Origin of the sequence: Legionella sp. PATHC039 (assembly GCF_026191275.1) — a bacterium.
Taxonomy (GTDB): domain Bacteria; phylum Pseudomonadota; class Gammaproteobacteria; order Legionellales; family Legionellaceae; genus Legionella; species Legionella pneumophila.
In genome coordinates, this window is the sequence record NZ_JAPHOP010000001.1 from 2,826,409 (window position 1) to 2,849,789 (window position 23,381).

Sequence of the window (23,381 nt, forward strand, 5' to 3'; positions counted from 1 at the left end):
TCCTCATAAACAAATACTATAAATGCTCAGCCGCATAAAAAGCCAGCCTTGAGCGCTCTCCCCGAGTCAAAGTCATATGAGCGCTGTGTTCCCAACTTTTAAACCGGTCTACGGCAAAAGTCAGTCCGGAAGTGGTTTCAGTTAAATAGGGGGTATCAATTTGCTTGATGTCCCCCAGACAAATAATTTTACTACCTGGGCCTGCTCTTGTAACCAAGGTTTTAATTTGTTTTGATGTCAGATTTTGCGCTTCATCAATTATAATATAGCGGTTTAAAAAAGTTCTTCCCCGCATAAAATTTAACGAGCGTATTTTAATTTTATTTTGCAGCAAATCCTGAGTTGCCCCACGTCCAAAACTGCCGCCGACTTGCGAGCTGTGAAGCACTTCAAGATTATCCATTAAAGCGCCCATCCACGGAGTCATTTTTTCCTCCTCGGTACCTGGCAAGAATCCTATATCCTCGCCAACAGGAATCGTTACCCTTGTCATTAATATCTCGCTGTAGCGATTTTGATCCATGACCTGGGTTAATCCTGCGGCTATGGTTAATAGTGTTTTCCCTGTACCTGCTGAGCCTTGCAAGCTGACAAAATCAATATCGGGATCCAGTAACAAGTTTAGGGAAAAATTTTGTTCACGGTTTCTTGCCGTGATTCCCCAGACTGAATGTTTGGGTTGAGTGTAGTCACGAATGAGTTGAACTATGGCATTAGGGCCGTCAATTTTCTTGACCAAAGCTTGAAACTGGTCATCTTCCGTACTAAGGCAATCGTTTGGATTCCATTGGCTTACCAAAGGACCGGTTACTTTATAAAAGGTTTTACCACTTTCTTGCCAGGATCCCATATCTTTGGCATGACTATCCCAAAAATTGTTATCGAGAATATGTAATCCTCTGTGAAGTAAATTGACGTCATCCAGCACTTGGTCATTGTAGTAATCTTCAGCATGAATACCTAATATCCCTGCTTTAATACGCAAGTTGATGTCTTTTGAAATAATGATAACTTGCCTTTTGCCATAATATTTTTTTTGCAGACCTAAAGCGGTTGCCAGTATTGTATTGTCTACTTTATGACCCGGCAGAGTTGAAGGAACCACTTGATCAAATTCATCTGTTTGAAAAAACAATCGCCCACTGCATTTCTTGTTGCTGCTATTGATGTAAGATGGGATAGGCAGTCCTGAGACAATTTGATCGTGAGTGGCGTTACTCATTAGCTCTACTAACATGCGGTTCGTTTGCCTCACGTTTCTCGCCAATTCGGATGTCCCTGTTTTATGACTATCCAATTCTTCAAGCACCACCATTGGCAAATAAATATCATGCTCATCAAAATGGTAGATAGCAGTAGGATCATGCATCAAAATATTAGTATCAAGCACGAACAGCTTAAGTCCGGTATTGGTATTATCCATAGGTTCACCCTGTCAGCTAAAGTATTCTTCAATTCAAGTGGAATCAGCTTCCTGCCTGGGCAGTGAGTGCATTGAAATCCCTGAATTCTATGTTCATTGTGCTGAGCTATGGTGGTTCCGTCAAGAATTATATTGTTAAGTGTTTGCTTTTAAGTTAAATGGGTATGCCTTCCATATGCCGTTCTGTTTTCAATTCCTTATTATTGAAAACAATGAACGCAATGAAGGCCATAAAAAGTAGAAACAATCCAACAGGAAACAGGCTATTATGATTAACCAGGCGACCGGAATAAGTACCAAAAGCAGCGAAGCACAGTAAGATTAAACTGCGAATCGCGGAAGCCGAGCCTCTGCAATCATCGAAGCATTGTAGGGCTCTGGATGTGGTTGCGCCCCATAGCAAGGCTGAACTTAGAATATAGACGCCGAGAGTTATGGCATTATAGAGTTGGTACTTGCTCCAGTGAAAGTATTCTCCTATTAACAACATCAGGCTGCTCATTACAGCCAACTGAATTCCCAATGCTATGATTTTATCAATCCCCAGGCGATTAAATAAGCGGGAAGCCAGTAACGAGCCACAGACAAATCCCATGGAAGTAATCATTAATAATATCCCCATGGTGTCAGCAGCAATATGAGCATGCGAATAATAAAATGGAGCCACTGTCAGGAAGCACCATTCACCACAATTTAATAGACCAAATAGTGCGATATAGGAAATAAATGTTTTGTTTTTTATAATTCGAATGTAAATGCCTAGTGTTTCCTTCAGGTCAGCAGTCGTCGTTTTTTGCACAGGGATAGTTCTGGGTAAAAACAGCATAATGACGCATAAAATGAAAGAGTAAAATGCAATACAATAAAGATTTGAACGCCAACCATATAACACGTCCAATTGTCCCCCTAATGCGGGGGCAAAGAGTGGAATCACTGCAGTCAGTGTCCCAATCCAGGTCATTATGCGAGCTCCTTCGTCTTTGGGGAAGAGATCCTGAACTAAAGCCCAACCTGCAACAGGGACAACTACTGCGCCAGTACCTTGCAAGAATCGACAGGCTAGTAACAACTGAATTGAATCGGCTTTTAAACTGAAGATTGAGCCTATAAAGAAAATAAGCATCCCCAGAAATAATGTTTTTCTTCTGCCTAGCCGGTCGGCAATAACGCCCCAAATAAGAACTGTAGAAAATTGTCCTATCATGAAAATGGAAATGAGCATTTTGGCTTCATTTGATGAGACAGACAGTGAGTGAGCAATGTTAGGCAGGCTGGGTAACAAAATATCTGTGCCAATTAAAACCAGTATGCAAGAGGCGACAACGATAAAAAGTTGCAGGTTGCGGATAAACATATTGAACTCTTAAGAAAAGGGTGTATTTGATGTATTTATCCGCAACAATAATAGCAAAAATTAATTAAATACTCTATAAAAAGTACTTTTTAAAAACAGGAATCCTTATCAGGGATTATTTTTTTATCCCGCCAAAGCTCGCACTGCGTTTAGAACTTCCTCTACGTGCCCTTTAACATTCACTTTACGCCATTCGTGTGTCAAGACACCTTGTGTATCTATAATAAAAGTACTTCGTTCTATCCCTCTGACTTGTTTGCCATACATGGATTTCATTTTGATCACATCAAACATTTGGCATAATGTTTCATTATCATCACTGATTAATTCAAAAGGGAAATTCTGTTTGCTTTTGAATTGTTCATGGGATTTTAAACTATCTCTCGAAATACCAAAAATCACCGTATTTAAATCTTTAAATTGTGAGTAGGCATCTCTGAAGTCTTGACCTTCAGTCGTACAGCCCGGGGTGGCATCTTTAGGGTAAAAATAAAGTACGATGATCTGTCCTTTGTAATCATTAAGATGTCCTTGTACATTGTTCGTGGCGTTAAAAGCAAAATCGGGGACCATCTCACCTATTTTCATAAACCATCTCCTCAAGTGTTCTTTTTCATTATTCTTGAACGATCTCTTTGCCATTCTCTGTCTTTGATCGTGTCTCTTTTGTCATGCTCTTTTTTTCCTTTGGCCAGAGCAATTTTTATTTTAATTTTATTTTTTTTCCAATACAAAGAAAGAGGGACTATGGTATAACCTTGCCTTTCAACACTTCCTATGAGATGGTTTAATTCTTTTTTATTCATCAATAGCTTGCGCGTCCTGACCGGATCAGGAATAAAATGAGTGGATGCGGTGGGAAGAGGCTGTATTTGGGCACCCAATAGGAATGCCTCACCGTATTTGATTATCACGTGTGAATCCGACAAATTGACTTTCCCTGCACGCAGACTTTTTACTTCCCAGCCTTCCAAAACCAGGCCTGCTTCGTATTGATCTTCAATAAAATAATCAAAACCAGCTTTTCTATTCAATGCTATGGTGGAATCTGGTTGTTTTTTGGTAGTCATAATTCATCTGATTTATTGAAAAAAACAGTATAACTGATGTACTATCCCATTGAACTGCTTTTCTTAATTTTATTGCCTTGAACGGCTTATGGCAAAAAAGTATATTCTACGTTATTTCTGCTCTCTTTCGTATTTATAATCCTGAGGTAACTGTGGATAAACACGATCTAATTTTTGATCCACTGCAACACGGTCATCAAAAACAAAACATTTGCCTTCCCAAAGTGATTCGCTTTCAGGAATAGATTCCAGGTAATTTAGAATGCCGTCATGAAGTTGGTAAACATGCTGAAAACCCAGCTCTTTCATATAGGCTGTCGTTTTTTCGCAACGAATTCCGCCAGTACAAAACATGGCTATTTTCTTGTCCTTTTTATCAATTAAATTGCGCTGAACGTAGTCGGGAAATTCCCTGAAATTTTCTATGTCAGGATTAATTGCATTCTTGAAAGTACCCAGTTCGTATTCATAGTCATTGCGGGTGTCTAGTAAAATAACATTAGGATCTTGAATTAATTGATGCCATTCCTCAGGGCTTAGATAGGTCCCTGCATTATAAGAGGGGTCAACTTTCTGGACACCCATGGTCACTATCTCTTTACGGAGTTTCACTTTCGCTTTATCAAAAGGGTTCTTGTTGTCATAGGTTTCTTTAAAATGCAGGTCGGCAAAGCGCGAATCAGAACGCAGGTAATCATAAAAAACATTCATTTGTTCTCTATTCCCGGCAAATCCGCCGTTGACGCCCTCATGGGCCAAGATGATAGTTCCTTTTATGCCTATTTCATGCATTTTAGTGAGTATGGGCTCTCTCAGTGATTCAAAATCATTGAGAGGAATGAACTTATAAAATGATGCAATAATAATGTCTTTCACGCTGTAACCTAAGGATTAACAAAAAATCAATTCGCAAAAATTATCATTTACTCACAATTTAATCAATAGGAATGAATTAAATGCATTTCCTGGACATCGGGATTTTAACGGCATATTGGGTGAAAAATACTTGCGTTATTTTATGTTAGTACTTAAGTATAAAGAATCGTTGACAATAATTAAATTCCGATCATACTCTAAAGGTTAAGCTGCTATCTTTTGTTTCGCTAGCTTTGATATAAGGAGATTTTTATGATCCAAAACAACAGGATTTGTCGCTGGCTTTTCATTATATTGCTGTCTCTCCCCTTGGTTGGTTTTACGTCTATTCCAGTGAAATCAATCGTGGTGTTTGGAGATAGCTTGTCCGATAACGGCAATACTACCCATTTACTTAAAAGCCTGCGTCAGGAAGAGGATCCTGCGTTTTTAGTGGCTCCTTTCAAAATTTTTGTTATCAACAAAATGATAGAGTTTGCTAACGATTATTATGTTCCACAGATGGTGCTTGATGCAGGAATATCAGCAGTTACAGATTTTTTTGATCATGATTTGGCTCCCTATCTTGCCAATTTGGTGGGTAAAGTAAAACAGGTCCCGGTGCTGCCTGGCAAACCTTATTGGAAAAATCGCTTTTCTAATGGCCGTGTCTGGATTGAGTATTTGGCAGAAATGTTATCGATACAAAAAAGTGATGAAGAAATCTACCTAAATAAGGCATTTGGAGGTAGCTGGTCTGCCACTTATGATTATCAATTAACAGTTTGGAACTTGATACGGCATCCATTGGGAACAATCAAGAACCTGATAGTAGGAAAATTAATTCCTCCGAGTCTTGGTCTGATAGTGCAAGCTTATCTGCTGGAGCACGAGCAGTTAAGTGATGAAACGCTATATTTTATTTATTCAGGAAGTAATGATTATATTAATGTTCTGTTTTTTGAAGACAATTACAATACTGAAGTAATGAGCACCTATATTGACAATGTGTTGGATGGTTTGAGTTCTGCGGTTCTGAAACTGGCTAATGCGGGAGCGAGACGTTTTGTTATTATGGGAATACCACATGTGGGGGATACTCCCAAGTTTGTGAAAACTACCGACCGTGACGTGTTAAATGCAGCGGTAGACCTTCATAATGAGCGCCTTGCAAAACGGATTGACGCATGGAAAGAGCGGTATCCAACAGCTGACTTCTTGTTTGTGAATACTGAGCAATATCTGAAAAAAGCGTTTGAAGATCCGGAGAAATATGGTTTTTATAATGTGAAAGATGCCTGTATCGATGTGAAATTCCCCATGTTCAATGCATTCATTCACTCTCCATTTGCTCGTAACTACGTATTGCAATACACACAGGTTCTTCAATATCGAGATAAGCAATTTGCTCCAGGTGAAAATAACTATCACATGTGTAGTGAACCAGAAGACTATTTATTCTGGGATGAAATTCATCCAACCACGAGAGCACATAACTATCTTGCTTATGAGGTTTGTATGGCTTTGGAGGAACATGGCTACGAGGTAACTTGCAAAATGCCGGAGTCCGCCTAATATAATTAGGTATCATCACCTGAACCACATTAACAGTGGTTCAGGTGATTTCATGATGAAGTTGTCAAAATTGATCCTCATTTAAGTAAATCCAGAGTGGTTTTTAAGTAATTCTTGAGTCTCTAAATGATGACGAAGATTAATTTGCCTTAGTGATTTGTAAAACTTTATGTCATAATTCCCCTTTTTTATTGATATACTTCATTCATATGAGGGAATATTATTTATAAAATTTAAGGCACTAGTTATTTAGGAAATGAGCTGCATTCTTATGCGTTTTACTCTTTAATCTATATGTAGTAAATGAACCAAGAATGAAAAAAGCTTATTTCTACAAAAACAGTTGCTGAAAAGAGGAGCAGGTTATGTGCGGGATTATGGGAGCTGTTTCAGAACGGGATATTAGCAAGATTTTATTGGAAGGCTTGCGCCGATTGGAATATAGAGGATACGATTCTGCAGGTATTGCCGTCATAGATAGTCAAGATCGTTTAAAGAGAGTAAGAATCCAGGGGAAAGTGCAGAATTTGGCGGATGCTATGCAAGAGACCGCTATTGCTGGAAATACAGGTATAGCACATACTCGTTGGGCGACGCATGGTAAACCCTCGGAACAAAATGCTCATCCTCATTTATCTCATGGAGAAATCGCATTAGTTCACAATGGCATTATTGAAAATCATGAACATTTGCGTCAACAACTTATTACTTATGGCTATCAATTCACATCTGAAACTGATACAGAGGTTGCTGCCCATTTAATTCATTATCATTACCAACAGCATGAGAATTTATTACTTGCTGTACAAAAAGCTGCTGCAGAAATGCAAGGAGCTTTTGCATTAGGAGTGATTCATCAGAAAAGACCAGAAGAATTAGTTGCAATTCGTAAAGGGAGTCCTTTGGTTTTGGGATTTGGAATTGGTGAGAATTTCATTGCATCTGATGCTTTGGCACTAAGATCTTTCGCACAATCAGTTATTTACATGGAAGAGGGTGACAGTGCTTGTGTCACAACACAGGATATTAAGGTCTATGATTCCAATCGAATACTTGTTCAAAGAGCGGTTCATCCGTTGAACAGTGATTCTGAGATAGTGAATAAAGGGCCATACAGGCATTTTATGCTGAAAGAAATATTTGAACAATCCAAGGTAATCACAGACACGTTAGAAAGTCGAATTAATAGCATTGATGTGCTAAGAGCGAATTTTGGTGAAAAAGCATCCCATATTTTTCCAATGGTAAAAAACATTCACATTGTGGCATGTGGAACCAGTTATCATGCTGGAATGATTGCCAAATATTGGCTTGAATCACTTGCCGGCTTACCTACACAGGTTGAAATTGCAAGTGAATATCGATACCGAGATGTTGTTGTCCCCGACAATACCTTATTTATCACTGTATCTCAGTCAGGAGAAACAGCTGATACTCTTGCTGCCCTATTTAAGGCAAAGCAATCGAATTATTTGGCTAGTTTAGCTATATGCAATGTTGCAACCAGTACTTTAGTTAGAGAGGCGGATTGTGTTTTTTTAACTCGGGCAGGTATTGAGATTGGTGTAGCATCTACCAAAGCATTTACTACACAGTTGGCAGCCTTCCTGATGTTGGCAGCAGCACTTTGTAAGGACGATCGTGCGCAGGAAGTTTTAAGGCAATTACAGGAGCTGCCTGCCTGTTGTGAGCGTGTTTTGCAGATGAATGAAGAAGTCGAATCATTGGCTTCATTGTTTGTAAATAAAGTTCATGCCTTATTTTTAGGTCGAGGGGTTCAATATCCCGTAGCCCTGGAAGGCGCATTAAAACTTAAGGAAATATCTTATATACATGCGGAAGCTTATCCTGCCGGTGAATTAAAGCATGGTCCATTGGCTTTGGTTGATAAGGATATGCCTGTGATTGCAGTAGCCCCTAATGATGAACTTTTAGATAAATTAAAATCCAATTTACATGAAGTGAGCGCCAGAGGTGGGCAGTTATTTGTATTTGTTGATGATTCACAAAATTGGAAAGCGAATGGCGCTCGTCTAATCAAAGTTCCATCCTGTGGTGCTTGGCTTGCGCCTATTGTTTACACTATTCCTTTGCAATTGCTGGCCTATCATGTTGCTGTAGCTAAAGGGACTGATGTGGATCAACCTAGAAACCTTGCAAAATCGGTGACTGTGGAGTGAACAAAGGTCAATGTTTTTGGAATGAATTATGGTGCGAGGGACGTATTTCTTTTCATAAAGAAGAAGTAAATCCGGATTTGATAGCCTATGTCTCTTCCTTAAATATACCTGCAAAGGGAAGGATTCTGGTTCCTTTATGTGGAAAAAGTGTCGATATGCTTTGGTTAGTTCGCCAAGGGTATCATGTGGTTGGTATCGAACTGGTTGAAAAGGCTATTCTTCAGTTTGTTCAGGAACACCAAATCACTGTTCGGGAGAATACGATAGGTCAAGCAAAACAATATTTTACAGATAACTTGAATTTATGGGTTACCGATATTTTTGCTTTAAACTCGGCTTTAATAGAACCAGTTGATGCTATCTATGACAGAGCAGCTTTGGTTGCTTTGCCAAAAAAATTGCGACCAGCGTATGTAGATATTTGCCTCAAGTGGCTTAAGCCTGGGGGAAGTATTCTGCTAAAGACTTTACAATATAATCAAGAGAAAGTGCAGGGTCCTCCGTATTGTGTTTCCTCAGAAGAAATCGCTTTATCGTATCAGCAATGTGCCAAGATAGAGTTGTTGAAATCGCAAAATCGAATTCAGGAGCCTAATGATCATTTATTTAATCTTGGTATTAGTGAAGTGAATGATTATGTTTGGCGTATTAGGAAGGGGTAAAACGTAGGACAGTGTTACGCATAAGGACATTTTGTATGGATATTAGCTTAATTTCTATATCGCATTATAGTATGTGATGAGTATATAATGAGACGATTTTTATCATGTTTTACGGGGATATGAATGGCAGAAGTGATGTTGGCGTCAGCCGCAATTATTGCAGATGAACTTAAGGTCAAAGTATCGCAGGTAGAAACTGCTATTCGGCTGTTAGATGAGGGAGCAACAGTACCTTTTATTGCGCGTTATCGCAAAGAAGCAACTGGAGGGCTTGACGATGTGCAATTGCGGTTTCTTGCGGAAAGGCTAATTTATTTGCGTGAATTGGATGAGAGACGAACAGTCATTTTGCAATCCATTCGTGAACAAGAAAAATTAACACCGGAATTGGAACAAAGCATATTAGCTGCTGAAACTAAAACACGCCTGGAAGACTTGTATTTACCCTATAGGCCTAAACGTCGTACAAAAGCGCAAATTGCTATTGAAGCAGGATTAGAGCCATTAGCTCATGCTTTATGGAAAGATCCTGCTTTGGATCCAGAACAACAGGCTTCCCAATTTATAAATAGCGAAGCAGGGATCGAAAATACCCAGGCCGCACTGGATGGTGCGCGGCATATTTTAATGGAGCATTTTGCTGAAGACGCCGAGTTAATTAATGAATTACGAGAGTATTTATGGCAACACGGAATAGTCAAATCAGTAGGAAACAGTACTAAAAAGGATCAAGCGAATAAATTTTCTGATTACTTTGATTATTCGGAAGCAATTAAAAAGATTCCATCTCATCGAGCACTGGCCTTGTTCCGGGGGCGGCGTGAAGGAATTCTGCAAGTAAGTCTGGTTTTACCTGATCAGGATGCCAATTATGGAGAGAATAAGGTTGCGACTTACTTTAATGTTACTGACAGGCAAAGAAAAGCTGATGGTTGGCTTATAGATACGGTCAGGATGACTTGGAAAATTAAGTTATTTACCAAGCTGGAGCTTGAGTTATTAACTCGTCTGCGCGAAATAGCAGATGAGGAAGCTATTAAAGTGTTTTCCAAAAATTTACGTGATCTGTTACTGGCTGCTCCCGCAGGTCCTCAAGTGACGATAGGTCTTGACCCGGGAATTAGAACGGGTGTTAAAGTGGTTGTCGTGGATGCTACAGGTAAGCTGTTGGATTACTCTGTTATTTTTCCATTTGCTCCTCAAAATGAATGGCATCAATCCATTGCGGATTTGGCCAAGCTTGCTGCGAAATATCAGGTTAATTTAATCAGCATAGGAAATGGCACCGGTTCTCGGGAAACAGAGCGATTGGTAGCTGATTTAATTAAAATGTACCCTGATTTGAAATTAACAAAAATAATTGTCAGTGAAGCCGGGGCATCTGTTTATTCCGCATCTGAACTTGCAGCCAATGAATTTCCTGATTTGGATGTTTCCCTAAGAGGCGCTGTATCTATTGCACGAAGATTGCAAGATCCTTTGGCAGAACTGGTAAAAATTGAAGCCAAATCAATAGGTGTTGGCCAGTATCAACATGATGTGAACCAAGCAAAGTTGGCGCGTTGCCTGGATGGTGTTGTCGAGGATTGTGTGAATGCTGTTGGCGTAGACATTAATACGGCCTCTGCAGCTTTGCTCTCCCATATTTCTGGATTGAATGATACCTTAGCTAAAAATATTGTGCAATTTCGCGATGAACATGGTGCTTTCACAAACAGAAATCAATTAAAAAATATCAATCGCATGGGAGAAAAGGCTTTTCAGCAAGCAGCTGGCTTTTTGCGCATTATGAATGGAGATAATGCTTTAGATGCCTCTTGTGTTCATCCTGAAGCCTATCCTTTAGTGGAAAAAATTATTTCAGATAAAAAGGTTAGTATTAAGGAAATAATCGGCAATAGAGAATTATTGCAGAGTATTAACGCTGAACAATATGTGGATGACAATTTTGGTTTGCCAACAATAAGAGATGTTTTACGTGAATTGGAGAAACCGGGGCGAGATCCAAGACCAGAATTCAGAACCGCTCAATTTAAGGAAGGTGTTGAGGACATTAAAGATTTGGAACAAGGAATGGTTCTGGAAGGTGTTGTAAGTAATGTGACTAATTTTGGTGCCTTTGTTGATATTGGCGTTCACCAGGATGGGTTGGTACATATTTCAGCAATGACCAATCGCTTTATTACAGATCCTCGTTCTGTTGTTAAAGCAGGTGATATTGTAAAAGTTAAAGTGGTTGAAGTGGATAAAGAACGCCGAAGGATTGGTTTAAGTATGAAACTGAATGATGAGCCGGCTCCTGCTGTATTGCAGAAAGCTAATAAACCACAGCCGGCTAGAAAACAAGCGGAACAAAAGCCGCCTGAATTTAAGAAGAAGCAAGAACATAAGAAAAAACCAGATAAGATAAAAAAATCGGAGTCAGTCAAAAAAACCGTATTTAATACAGCCATGGCCGATGCTTTGGCCAAACTAAAACGTGGTGGAGAATAGGGATGCAAACACCTAAAGGAGAGTTGACTATCCAAACTTTGGCCATGCCTTTAAATACTAATGCTAATGGCGATATATTTGGCGGATGGATAGTCTCCCAAATGGATTTGGCAGCAGGTGTTTTGGCAAAGAGAATTTCCCATGGGCGTGTCGCTACCGTTGCAATTAATTCAATGACTTTTTTAAAACCTGTGCATGTAGGCGATGTAGTGAGTTGCCACGTTGAATTAGTGAAAGTGGGTAATACCTCTATGACTATTCGGGTTGAGGTATGGGCTTACTCATCGATCAAAATGGAAAAATACCAGGTTACTGAAGGGATATTTGTTTTTGTTGCGATTGATGAAAATGGAAAGCCGAGGCAGGTACCAAAAACACAATGACTAATAAAACTCAAGAATTGCAGCGAGTAATTGCTGATATGGCTGTATTGATTGAGCAAGATGCAGAGCCTGACCCTCAATTGTATGCCTTTTTTTTTCAACATCCGGAAATTAGTCTTGAATTAATACACCTTATTAATAATTTGAGTGAAGAATTAGTGCATGATGGGCCTCCAATATACTCAGCATGCGTTTTCGCTTTAGACATTTGTATTGCTCAATTGCAAGCAGCTGCAGAGGCAAATAATAAAAATGCCACAAAATTATTGTCTCAACTAATGAATCATTTAGCTGAGATCATTGATACACATAAGCATAGCTTAAGCTTTTGGTTGCCCGTACTGAATGCATTTTATGAAGTGCATGTTGAGCTAACTGATGATTTAAAGGAAGCATATTATGGCTTGGCAAGCCAGGATGATGATGCGGTAGAAGTGGATGAGCAATTTAATCATTTGGACTCCATAAAAGATTTGATCCATGAATTATCTGATTTAACCCTGTTTGACATAGCAGAGAGTTTTTTTGCACAAAGCTATGCCATGCCGCCTGATTTTTTTGCAGATTTGATTGTTGATTTGTATAGTATTGAAGAAGGTAAAGATATTGCACTACTGGTTTTACTCCATCCTAATATCGAGGTACGAGAGATAGCGCTGTCTACTATCGATCAATTAATGAATACAATTACTTTGACGCCAGCATCATTGTCAAGATTACAAATAATCAAACATTGGTATCCAACCCATTACCATGGAATGTTTGATCGTTGGATTAAAACGCAAAGAAAAAAGGGAGTAACATTTGAAACAGAGGCTAGTCAAGCAAAAATAACGATTAAAGCAACTGAAGTGGATGGCAGTGGTTCGCAAGGAGTTTTTATCCACGCAAGGAAAAATAAAAAAAACAGGTTATGCGGCTTATTATTAAAGTATGATTTGGGCATTAAAGATGCTTGGATAACTCCAGAGATTTCTGCAGCTGAAGTTACAGATTATTATCATAAAGCGTTTGAAGACAGTGTGACCTTACGGGAAGTTGATTTTTCTTATTTTCAAACAATAGTGGAGCATTTTTTAGCCATTACTGTTGAAAAAAGTGATATACCTAATTTGCATTTTTTAGAAATACTCGAATTTCTGGGCATTCGTTTGAAACCTAATAAGCTTGATTTGGATTGCGTATTTGAACAATTAAGTGTTCAGATTATTCCTTTTACTCAAGAAAAGATAGCAGAATCTTTAAAACGCTCGAAAATGTGGCTTAAAAATAAGCAATTTACAGAATCATGGTATATTGAAAATCCCACCATTGATAAAATTGTCAATCATAACAGCAGCTTTGTGGAAGGAGTTAAAGTTTGTCGTTTGGCTGATGCTATGGACGCGGTATTTTACGAGGAAATGGAATTACACCGGGATAAATGGCAGTTTCATTTTTTATGGATAGCGTTATGGGTTAAGGCAAAACACAGAAAAAATGAAAAGGTTTGGCAGGATAGTTTTTTGATAGCTTATGCTATTCACCAAGGATACTCATTGAAAGATATTCCAGTAATGAAAGAGATATGTTATCAAACAGTTGTCAACAGCATAGAAACCATGCAGGAAAGAAGAACACACTTGAGTCAGGAATAAATAGGAAAATATCCCGGAATGATTCTGTAACTAAACCTATTTTTAGAAATAACATCAAGTATTGCCAAATGTGACTGAAGGCTCAACATTTTCTTTTTGTTGCAAGGATGTGGATGGATCAGTATGCTCAATCCTTCCTTCAGCCATGATTTTTCTATACTCTACTGCAGGATTGATATCCTTTTCATTAGACACTGTTTCCTGATTTTCAGAGGTAGAAACCTTAACCGGCTCAGCTTGAACTTCAACTTTAAAGTCTTGGGCAGGGCCTTTGAACAGGGAAACAACCCATTCAATTGGTGCCCAAAGAAGATTCAATATCTTTGTCGCCCAGCTAGGCTCAGCGGCTGCTTTAGCTTCTGCCTCAACTTTATTCAAGTAAGTTTCCAGTTTTCCTTCACTTAAAAAATTAACTTGTTTAATGCAGAGGGCAAAGGCTTTCTCTTTCTGGATGTCATCCATTTTAGCATCGACTGTCAGAATGTCTTCAATTTGATCTAAATAATTTTGCACGCTACTGTAATCACCATCATTCATTTCTTTGACGATTTGTTCTTGAAGATGTAGAATAACTTGTGCATGCGCTGATGCCTCAAAAATCTCCTTCTCTGATTTCTCATCAATCAATGCATCCTTGAGTTTATCATGTCCGATATAAAGTATTGCCATTAATGGATGGTCAAATGCTTGCTTGTGAGAATCCAGTAATTGCATTGTCTGATCGTAGCCATTTTTTACAGCGCGCGCTCTTTGTTCAGGTGTTGGAGAGGTGTTTGTGGTTGTGACTTCACCTGTATTAATGTAAATCATATTATCAATGTTATAATAGACTTTTTCACGATTTAACACGGATGAAGTGGCATGAAGCCATTTTCCACCTATTGTAGCCTCAACCAAAGAATCCATGCGTGCCTTAAACCAGCTTATCGCTTCCATAGCATTTTGCTTGGCCTTATTAACGCGATCTTCAAATGCGGTGCCTGCCTCTGCTTTGACACAAAGCACCTCTTCTCTGTCAAGCCCTTCAATTTCCGGCATATTGTCCAGAATCCCTCCATCAGCGATGTATTCTCCCTTGGCATTTCTGCCAGGTACGAAAAGTACCGGATGTGCCCCAGACCACTGGACAACTTGTGCTATAGATTGTTGAGGAGTTGTGTCTTCACTGTAGCGTTCCAGCTCATGCTTTGTTTGATTAGTTACTGCTACAGACAAGTTTTTAATTAGATATTTATTTTCCTCAGGCAGCAACTCTCTTAAGCGGCCCAAGTCACCAAGAGTTATACGAGGATTTTCAAGTTGTTCTCCTTGGGCGCCTTTCAACTCAGTAGGAATACTATTAAGTGCTTTATCAAGTTTTTCCAGATCTTTTACTGATTGTGTCAAGTTGATAATATCGTCTACATTATTTATCACAATCCCCGCTCTTGATAACTTGTCTTCATAGAGAGCTATTTTTTGTTTAAGTATGCCATAATTCATCTGTTGCTCTGGAGGAATGGGTTGCTGCACGCTTTCTAAATGTTTTTTCATTTGCATCATGTAAATAACATCCAGAATGTTACGAAAACGATCTCCTCTTGCACGAAAACCTACTCCGCTATTATCTAATAGCTTGGTGATGTCCAATCCCTCAATCAGTTTTTTGATGTCTTTGATATCCATGCCAACGGCTAATATACTCGCCGTCATTGCTCCGGCAGATGCCCCGCTAACATGGGTCAGTTTTTTTATTTTTCCGCGCTCTTGTAACGCTTGAATCATACCCAAATAGGATATGCCTTTCGCTCCGCCTCCACTGAGCACCAAACCTTTGTGCTCAGGCGCACTAACAGAATATTGTCCTGCCTCAGTCTTTGATATTTCCAGTAAATTCCTTTTTAATTTGCGGCTTTTTGTCATAATTTCATCAAGTTTCAAACAGAATTTAATTTCTTATAGTTTTATTATAGTAATTAATTTTGACTTTGTGATCTTTGAATAGATAATTATGTGGTCAATTGATTGGGGGACCCTCCTCGAACCAATATAAGCATGTAGTCTTTTTTACTGGCAGCTTGAGATACGGTGCTCTTTATTAGCGAAAGCACAAATAATAAAGGAGTGATTCGCCTATAAAACAAATCAATTGCATAAAAATAAATCTAATGGTAAAATATTGAATCATTTGGTTGGGGTATAGAATAGAAATGGCGACACGAAATCCTTTTGATATTGATCTTAAAAGTAAATACTTAAGAGAAGCAGCATTAAAGGCCAATTTATCTCATCCAGAAACAACACCAACAATGCTGACTTGCCCTATTGACAGCGGATTTCTAAAAGATCCCGTGATCACACCAGAAGGTTTTGTTTATAATAAATCTTCTATTTTAAAATGGTTAGAAACGAAAAAAGAAGACCCACAAAGCCGTAAACCCTTAACAGCTAAAGATTTGCAACCATTCCCTGAGTTATTGATTATCGTCAATAGATTTGTTGAGACACAAACGAACTATGAAAAATTAAAAAACAGATTAGTGCAAAATGCTCGGGTTGCTGCACGCCAAAAAGAATACACTGAAATTCCGGATATATTTCTTTGCCCAATAAGTAAAACGCTTATCAAAACACCTGTCATTACTGCCCAAGGGAAAGTATATGATCAAGAAGGATTAAGTAAATTTCTTATCGCAACGGGCAATAAAGATGAAAAAGGCAAAAAATTATCCATTGATGATGTAGTGGTGTTTGATGAACTCTATCAACAGATAAAAGTTTATAATTTTTACCGCAAACGCGAAATGCAAAAAAATCAAATTCAACCTTCAGTAAGTAGTAGTTTTGGCTTTTTTAGCTTAAATTTTCTCACCTCATGGTTATGGGGAAGTGAGGAGAAAAAAGAAAAGACATCCTCTGATATGACGTACTAACGCCCTGTTTTTGCGCAATATTGATTCAAAGTGAAGTAAATTTTGAGAGAAAAAACCACTATACTGGCATGAATCAACTATATTAATAATATGGATTGTTCATTTGCTGGTTGATGTGGTATGAAAAGAACCATTGAAACCTACATCATCTATTTAAAAGAAGATTTAAAAATAGCTGATACTTGTAAAACAATAAAAGATGGTTTGTTAAAATCGATTACCGATAAAACCCATTTTTCTGAGGAATTAGCTGCTTATTTTGAACGAGATAACCCCAATACCCCTTTTAAAGTTAACACGACTGATCCTACCCAAGTCGCTGTTCTGAAAAAATTGCTTAATGCTTTGGAAAATGCTGAAAAGTCTTTTCGAGCTATTGAAAATATCGATATCAGTCGTGATAGGTACACTGCCATGATCGCTAAGGATGCAGTCATGGTCAGTTATAAAGCGGTGCATGAAATTTATGCGGCTCTTCAATTAATCAATCACAGTAATTCGGACATACAAGATATAGTCGGCCCACATATCCAAAAATTATTACCACAAATGGCTTTAGCCAGTAAGGCATTAGGAAATTTTGCTCCGGAGCATCCTGAGGAGAGTGCTGGAGCAGTGCTTGCTGGTGTAGTCAATATGCTTCCAACTGAAAAGCCAACCGAGTCAGAAAGTCTGGGTAAACTTAGTAACCTCATTTTTGAATTGCCTCATTACTTCGAGGAGTTACAAAAATTAATCGCTACCGGGGCATCAGGGATTGCCACCAAATCAATTACCAGCGCTGAAGACTATCAATCCGCAATGATAAAAAAGGCAAATGAAACAAAATATTATTTTGAACAACTCAGTTCCAAGAGTGGGCTATCAGCAATCCCAAGCTATCTCTCAATAGTCAAAAGATTAATTGCCCATAGTACTGATCTGGTTAATGCCGGTGCTCCTCTGACAAAACAAGCTTATTTGGATGCTGTCGCAAAGCTTGAAGACATTAAACATAATATTTTACCCCAATTGATTTCAGAGCTGGAAATGGTTGAAGAAAGCATGGGTCTAAAACCAGGTTTACTGACCGACCCCGCTCTTGAACAAATGAATAAATACTATACGCAGCTGGCAGAGCAAGTTGATAATATTGCCAAGGCAGCTGGAGTTCTTGATACTGTTTCAGATTATTCTGATTCAATAGGGGGAAAAATCGTTCGCTTTCTTGCTGGAGATAGCAAAAAACTGGATGTGGGGCCAAAATTAACGCCTGCACCTGATTTAGGTGTTTTGATGGACGATGTATTTATTCAGAAGAGAAGATCTAATCAGGAAAGTCGACTTAATGAAGCCAGACTTGGCTCTGAAGACAAAAGTGTACTTGCTGCGGCCAATCGTTTCTTTGATAAAATCGGCTCCTACAATAGCATTCACAAAGCATGGTCCAAGTGGAGTTTGGCCAACATTAGTCAGAGTGAAAAGGACGCTTTAATCAAGGAATACAAACAGTTTCAGCCACATTTTGCGGCATTATATCCAGATATTGACAAACTGGTTGTAGATGCTCTTACCCAGCCTACCGGCAGCAATATCGTTTCCAGACTATACAGTTCCGATTATAAGCAATTATGGAGCTCTGATCATTTTAAGCAGGTATTATCATGTAAGGACTCCGTGCTATCCAGTATTCACCAAAGCCTTGCTCAATCTGAGTTTAAAGCAAAGCTCATTGAAAAAACTATGAGCCACTCAGAAGAGACAGCTTATTCAATGAATAATAAAACAACTAATCTAACTACTCGGGTTCAACCGTTTGAACCACTAAAATTTACTTTGGAGGACGATAAACCGGTTGAGTATTACCATAAGAAGGTTATTGCAGCATCTAACCAAATTTTAGAACTTGAAAGAGCACAGAAAGGGGTAGCGGAGTTTTTTAATTATATTCAGAAAAAGTATCCCCATGAAAACCCATCGTTTGATTCTCTGGATGAATCGGATAAAGAATTTCTCCGCAAGGCTTATAAAACATTTCAACCACAATTATTGGCGTTGAAGCATGATGACATTAACACTCGCCTTGTAAACAGCCTAACCAATTCAAAACCAACTAACCCTCCCCTTCGCCTCACCGATCTGGTATCTCTTAAATCGAGTATTGATGATTATTTAGATGAGAAAATTAGTGATTTAAATCAAGATAAAACTACTTTGCTGGATAAGGAGGAAGAAGCTCGCGAAGAACAATATGCAAAAGTTCCCTTGGTAGCAAGGGGGGCAGAACTTGAGAAACAAACACTCTTTGGACAGATGAGTAAATTGAAGTTATCCAAATCTGTTGATGATTTTTTCAATAACAAATTTCAAACTTATCTTAAGGACAATCTTTCTCCTGAAGTATGGAAACAGCTCTCATCAAATGGAGAAACGCTTGATTTTGATAAAATACCGTATCTGGAATTTCATAAAGACAGTCCTGAAGTCAGCATGTACAAGCAATTAATAAACTCCATACATTACATGAAGAAGGGATTGGAAAATCTGGAGTCGTTAAATGACTATGGTGACCCCAATAACATTTATCACCGTACGCGATTTGTCATGACCACGTTTAATGCTCTGGTTATGAATATCTGCTACAGTAAGTACTATGTTATGGAGGCAGGAAATAATCCCGGATTAAAGGCAATCGTTCAGGAAGGCTTGGATTTACTAAAACCATTAGAGGGTATGCCACTGATAGGTGATTATTTAAAAACCACAGAAAACCAGGAGCCTCCCAAGCAAAATATTATTACTGCATGGAAGAAACAACAAGCAATTGTAGAATCTGGTTTGTCAAAAGGACCTAAGCCTAAAACAGATCAGCAATTAATTAGTGAGGAATTGGGTAAAATTCAGGAAGCCATCGATAATTTTGATGGAGACCTGGAAGTTTCAGATTTAGCCAGGGAAGAAATAAAAACTCAAATTGGCGAATTTGTCAAGGGGATCAGTGGCTTGTCTTTTGGCCCTGGTTCTGCGAAAAAAATACTGGCTGCCTTGACCAAACTCGAAACTCAGCTTTCTAATCTGGATAAGGAAAGTCCTGAAGTAACACTCGGTAAACTTAAGGACATTCATTCCGAATTGAATGCGCAATTCAGGGCGGCTGCAGAATATGCCGAGTATCATTCAGGTCAAAAGTTTGGCTCCTACTCCAATAACATAAGCACTATGGTCAGTAATTTTTGTAATGCTCTTGTTAGTAATCTGCCTTTAAAACAAGAACGGGCACCAAAGGCTAAGACACCAGAAAAATCGGTTACTTCTGTTATTACTGGTGCAACTAACCCTCATGAGGTAGTTTTTGGCACAAAACATGAAGAATTTAATAGTGTTTATCAGCCCTATCTCTTGTTAAAGCGTATTACTGATGAGTTTCGAGATCAAAATAATCCATATAAACCTTCTTTTGACGAATTAAAAGAGGAAGCGGTTAGTTATTATGACAAAATCCAACCTCTTCTCGAGTCTGTTGATCCAAAATTTGATAAAAATTTCATAGCAAAACATAAAGAGTCATCAACACTACTGAAAGCTATTGATGAAGTGATGTCAATGCGCCAACGCATTAATAAACCTGAAAGTAGTTTTGCTAAACTTAAGGATTTGCATTTGGAAGGGGACTTTGCAAAAGAAGAAAACAAGGAAAAATTTCGACAGCTATACAAAGAAATTCAGCCGTACCTCCATAAAATCGATAGTACTTATGATCAAACGCAATTTTTAGAAGGCTTAAAGACAGCAAAAGATTTCAGTGGTGCTTTGCAAAGAATTATGAATGAGGAAAATGCTCTTCAACAAAGTACGTCACTAAAAGATACTTCTTATTTACAATTAATTGCAGAAAGCATCTATCAAATTCCAGTTAAGCTCAATAAGTTAAAAGCGGAACCTGACATTCCAGAGCCTTCCAAAGAGGAAATAGATGCGAATGTTAAAGCATTTGTTGAAGGATTAAATGGATTATCCTTTGGTCCAGGTTCAGTTAAAAAGATTTTGAGTACTGCCGCTAAACTGCAGATGCAGCTTTCTGATATTGGTAAAGAAGGACGAGAATTAACAATGGGGCGTTTAAAAGAAATTCAAGCAGAGTTCGGCACCATTTTAATGGCGGCTGCTGATAATGCGGAATTTCATTTGGGCCTAAAGCCTGGTACCTATTCTCGAACTGTAAGTGAGCGATTTGAAAAGTTCTATAGTTCTCTGATTGTCAATTTACCTTTGGAAAAAGATCAAACGGGTTTGGAGTTATTAATTGATACAACAAGCACACAAAAACGTTTGGCAAGAGAAATGGAACGCCTTGAACGTGTTAAGGAAGATACCAGTGCAATCGATACGAAAAAAAGTATATTTGGTACAGAGCATGAGCAATTCAGTACTTTATATCAACCATATGCCAACTTAAGGCATATTGCGAAGGATATAGAAGATGGAGTGCACATGAATCTGTACGAGAGGACATTAGAGGAATTAAAAGAAGAAGCTTCGAATGAATATAAAAAAATTCAACCTTATCTTGCTAAAATTAATCCTGAGTTTACTGAGGATTACATTTCCAAAACAGATGGTGAGTACTCATTACTCCATGCCATTGACAGGGTATTCGAAGAGCGTCATAAAATTAATAAACCATCCAGCCCTTTTGATAAATTAAGGGATTTATATTTGGATGGCGATTTCGAAAAAGAAGAGAATAAAGAACAATTTTTGCAGCTTTATGCGGAGCTTCAACCCTATCTTATCAAAATAAACTACCAATATGATCTCGCTTATTTTCTTAGAGAGTTGCAAACACCGGAAGATTTTAAAGCCGCGACTGAAAGAATTATTAATGATGAAAGTAAACTTCAAGAATTGATTGCCGGTTTGGATGATACAAAACGATTAAAGGTAAAATTATGTGAAGAGCGTATAGGTTATTTTATTGATCTGCTAAAGAAACAGGAGCTGGAAGTTGGTCCAGAAAAAATACAAGCCTTTAAAGAAAAAATATTTTTTAATTACATCCATGCTAATGTCAATAGTGCCCTTGAAGCTAAAATTGGTTCTCGTGCCGAACAGTTTCTACAATTCATTGAAAAGGATTTTCTCGATAAAAAAAATGAGATTTTAGATATAATTACTATTGATCAAGATATGGAAGAGGAAATTGCAAAAGCAATAGACAGAATAGCCCCTGACATTATCAATAATAAAATAGAGTCTTTTAAAAAATTACTATTTGACAGTTATATTCAGAGCGATATTAAAAACTCTCTGCACAATGAATTGGGAATTTATACCAGTTTATTTATCGATAAAATAAGCCCGGAAATTCATTTGCATCAATCTGAAATATTGGGAAATGTTGCATTTGACAGCAAAATGGGGGCTGAAATTGGCTCAAAAATTAATGCGATTACTCCCGGAATTTTGCTGAATAACAATCTATTGAAAGAGTCGTACGTTGATTTAAAGAATACATTGAAGGAAATTAATACAGTACTTGATGAGGAAAATAAAAAGGCCAGGGATAATCCTTGTCGCAATGAAAAAATAGCCAAATTGACTTCTCTAAAGGATCGCTTGAGTGATTTGGACAGTATTCCTAAAGAAAATACAGTGGAATTCCTTAAGAAGATGCAAGAAGAAACACGGTCTTCGCTGAAATCTTTGGAAAGCAATGACGCCTTAATCAATATTTATGATGTACTTAATTCTTTAAAAGAAACCATAGAGAACGGGAGTGACTTACCCAAAATCAAAAAAGACAAGTTACAAATGATTTCCGATGTTCAGAATATCCTCTCGAATTCTGATAAAGACATAGCCGAACGTTTGAATTTGGCAGTGCAAATATTAAATGACTCTAACCCCGAAGTCTTGTCAAAAACTAAAGGAAACTTTCTTATTGGAGAAGCATTTAAAGGACAAGTTTTTACTAATTATATTAATACTAAAATCAGCGAACAATTGAACAACGAACTCGGTCCTTATGGAAAGGTATTCTTGAAGCAAATCATGCCTGATTTTATTGCCAAAAAATCTGAAATAATCAAAGAAATAGCCATTGATAATATGGAAACAGGACTTGAAACCCAGTTTAAAATTCATGTTCCTGCTATTTTTGAAAAGAATAAGGAGTTAAAAGCTGCATACGAGCAATTAAACGTCCATCTAAAAGAAGTACAGAGCCTGATTGAGGCAGAAGAAAAGAAACCTAAAGGCAATCCCTGCCGTGAAGAAAAAATAGCCGCATTAAGATCCCATCAGTCGCAGTTAATGAATACCCAACGTATTCCGGATCATGAGACACTCAGTTTTTTGCAGGAGCAGAATAAAAGCGCGAAAAGTTTTATGGGTAAATTAGAAAAATATGACACGATGATCAGTGTCTATGACTCACTGACAGAAATAAGAGAGCATGTCAGTAATCATAAGAGTTTGTCAAAAGAAATCAAAGATGAAAAAATTCAGGAAATATCAAAGATGGAAGACATGCTAAAAACAACCAGCAAAGAACCTTCTATTCGTTTGGCAGAGATCAAGGCTCACGGCCTAAGTGATCAATGTAAAAATGTACTACTTAAAAATTGTGACAATTTTCTGGTGAGTTTCTTTAAAACGCTATTTTCCAAATTATTTAATATTAAAAACGAAAATGAAACTTTGGTTTCATCATTCAAACAAAGGCTGCAAAATATCAAGGGTCCAGAGCCCCTAGCTACACCTTTGGAGACTCCAGAAAATGAAGCGCCTTTAGTGAATGCCAATATTACCAGATTCTAATTCGAATTAGTTTTGATTTAATCAGACATAATCTTTCAT

General features: G+C 38.0%; 14 protein-coding genes. 8 read left to right on the forward strand and 6 right to left on the reverse strand.

Going from position 1 to position 23,381, the window contains the following annotated elements:
• Nucleotides 1–16: 16 nt before the first annotated feature.
• The 5 genes from OQI99_RS12905 to OQI99_RS12925 all read right to left on the reverse strand — a co-directional run bounded on the left by OQI99_RS12905 (nucleotide 17) and on the right by OQI99_RS12925 (nucleotide 4,723).
• Nucleotides 17–1,423: a PhoH family protein gene (locus OQI99_RS12905; protein WP_014844891.1), complete on the reverse strand. Its 1,407-nt coding sequence runs from the start codon at nucleotides 1,421–1,423 to the stop codon at nucleotides 17–19.
• A gap of 154 nt (nucleotides 1,424–1,577) precedes the next feature.
• Nucleotides 1,578–2,777, reverse strand: a complete 1,200-nt coding sequence (locus tag OQI99_RS12910) for an MFS transporter (RefSeq protein ID WP_061513120.1) — start codon at nucleotides 2,775–2,777, stop codon at nucleotides 1,578–1,580.
• 123 nt (nucleotides 2,778–2,900) lie between these two features.
• A complete protein-coding gene (locus OQI99_RS12915; RefSeq protein ID WP_061513121.1) occupies nucleotides 2,901–3,365 on the reverse strand; it encodes a peroxiredoxin in 465 nt (154 codons plus the stop codon).
• 11 nt (nucleotides 3,366–3,376) lie between these two features.
• A complete protein-coding gene (gene smpB, locus OQI99_RS12920) occupies nucleotides 3,377–3,847 on the reverse strand; it encodes an SsrA-binding protein SmpB (RefSeq protein WP_061513122.1) in 471 nt (156 codons plus the stop codon).
• Between the two features lie 111 nt (nucleotides 3,848–3,958).
• A complete protein-coding gene (locus OQI99_RS12925; RefSeq protein ID WP_061513123.1) occupies nucleotides 3,959–4,723 on the reverse strand; it encodes a rhodanese-related sulfurtransferase in 765 nt (254 codons plus the stop codon).
• Nucleotides 4,724–4,975: 252 nt separating this feature from the next.
• Here OQI99_RS12925 and plaC point away from each other — a divergent pair, with 252 nt between their 5' ends.
• The 6 genes from plaC (at nucleotide 4,976) to OQI99_RS12955 (ending at nucleotide 13,632) form a co-directional block, all read left to right on the forward strand.
• On the forward strand, nucleotides 4,976–6,277 hold the full coding sequence (gene plaC, locus OQI99_RS12930; RefSeq protein WP_061513124.1) for a lysophospholipase/glycerophospholipid:cholesterol acyltransferase PlaC: 1,302 nt from the start codon (nucleotides 4,976–4,978) through the stop codon (nucleotides 6,275–6,277).
• A gap of 365 nt (nucleotides 6,278–6,642) precedes the next feature.
• A complete protein-coding gene (gene glmS, locus OQI99_RS12935; RefSeq protein ID WP_061513125.1) occupies nucleotides 6,643–8,457 on the forward strand; it encodes a glutamine--fructose-6-phosphate transaminase (isomerizing) in 1,815 nt (604 codons plus the stop codon).
• The gene (locus tag OQI99_RS12940) at nucleotides 8,454–9,119 is read left to right on the forward strand and encodes a thiopurine S-methyltransferase (protein WP_061513126.1); all 666 of its coding nucleotides are present in this window, start codon (nucleotides 8,454–8,456) and stop codon (nucleotides 9,117–9,119) included. The genes glmS and OQI99_RS12940 overlap by 4 nt, the downstream gene beginning before the upstream one ends.
• Before the next feature lie 123 nt (nucleotides 9,120–9,242).
• Nucleotides 9,243–11,612 (forward strand): Tex family protein, encoded by a 2,370-nt coding sequence (locus OQI99_RS12945; RefSeq protein WP_061513127.1) that lies wholly within the window; start codon nucleotides 9,243–9,245, stop codon nucleotides 11,610–11,612.
• A gap of 2 nt (nucleotides 11,613–11,614) precedes the next feature.
• Entirely contained in the window at nucleotides 11,615–11,995 is a 381-nt protein-coding gene (locus OQI99_RS12950) for an acyl-CoA thioesterase (RefSeq protein WP_010948520.1), read from the forward strand.
• Nucleotides 11,992–13,632: a lpg2832 family Dot/Icm T4SS effector gene (locus OQI99_RS12955; protein ID WP_061513128.1), complete on the forward strand. Its 1,641-nt coding sequence runs from the start codon at nucleotides 11,992–11,994 to the stop codon at nucleotides 13,630–13,632. The genes OQI99_RS12950 and OQI99_RS12955 overlap by 4 nt, the downstream gene beginning before the upstream one ends.
• A 54-nt stretch (nucleotides 13,633–13,686) precedes the next feature.
• On the opposite strand, the gene vipD is transcribed toward OQI99_RS12955, so the two are convergent.
• Nucleotides 13,687–15,552 carry a Dot/Icm type IV secretion system effector VipD gene (gene vipD / locus OQI99_RS12960; protein ID WP_080447258.1) on the reverse strand — a complete coding sequence of 622 codons (1,866 nt, stop codon included), beginning with the start codon at nucleotides 15,550–15,552 and terminating at the stop codon, nucleotides 13,687–13,689.
• 251 nt (nucleotides 15,553–15,803) lie between these two features.
• Here vipD and lubX point away from each other — a divergent pair, with 251 nt between their 5' ends.
• Nucleotides 15,804–16,544, forward strand: coding sequence for a Dot/Icm T4SS effector E3 ubiquitin ligase LubX/LegU2 (lubX, locus tag OQI99_RS12965; RefSeq protein WP_080447259.1), 741 nt, complete (start codon nucleotides 15,804–15,806; stop codon nucleotides 16,542–16,544).
• Between the two features lie 120 nt (nucleotides 16,545–16,664).
• A complete protein-coding gene (sidH, locus tag OQI99_RS12970; protein ID WP_265732120.1) occupies nucleotides 16,665–23,342 on the forward strand; it encodes a Dot/Icm T4SS effector SidH in 6,678 nt (2,225 codons plus the stop codon).
• The last annotated feature ends 39 nt before the right edge of the window (nucleotides 23,343–23,381 follow it).

Bases quoted from the DNA above. Each gene is read 5' to 3' on its own strand.
- OQI99_RS12910 (WP_061513120.1), bottom strand. From the start codon at position 2,777: ATGTTTATCCGCAACCTGCAACTTTTTATCGTTGTCGCCTCTTGCATA.
- smpB (WP_061513122.1), bottom strand. From the start codon at position 3,847: ATGACTACCAAAAAACAACCAGATTCCACCATAGCATTGAATAGAAAA.
- plaC (WP_061513124.1), top strand. From the start codon at position 4,976: ATGATCCAAAACAACAGGATTTGTCGCTGGCTTTTCATTATATTGCTG.
- OQI99_RS12945 (WP_061513127.1), top strand. From the start codon at position 9,243: ATGGCAGAAGTGATGTTGGCGTCAGCCGCAATTATTGCAGATGAACTT.
- OQI99_RS12915 (WP_061513121.1), bottom strand. From the start codon at position 3,365: ATGAAAATAGGTGAGATGGTCCCCGATTTTGCTTTTAACGCCACGAAC.
- OQI99_RS12955 (WP_061513128.1), top strand. From the start codon at position 11,992: ATGACTAATAAAACTCAAGAATTGCAGCGAGTAATTGCTGATATGGCT.
- OQI99_RS12905 (WP_014844891.1), bottom strand. From the start codon at position 1,423: ATGGATAATACCAATACCGGACTTAAGCTGTTCGTGCTTGATACTAAT.
- OQI99_RS12950 (WP_010948520.1), top strand. From the start codon at position 11,615: ATGCAAACACCTAAAGGAGAGTTGACTATCCAAACTTTGGCCATGCCT.
- glmS (WP_061513125.1), top strand. From the start codon at position 6,643: ATGTGCGGGATTATGGGAGCTGTTTCAGAACGGGATATTAGCAAGATT.
- sidH (WP_265732120.1), top strand. From the start codon at position 16,665: ATGAAAAGAACCATTGAAACCTACATCATCTATTTAAAAGAAGATTTA.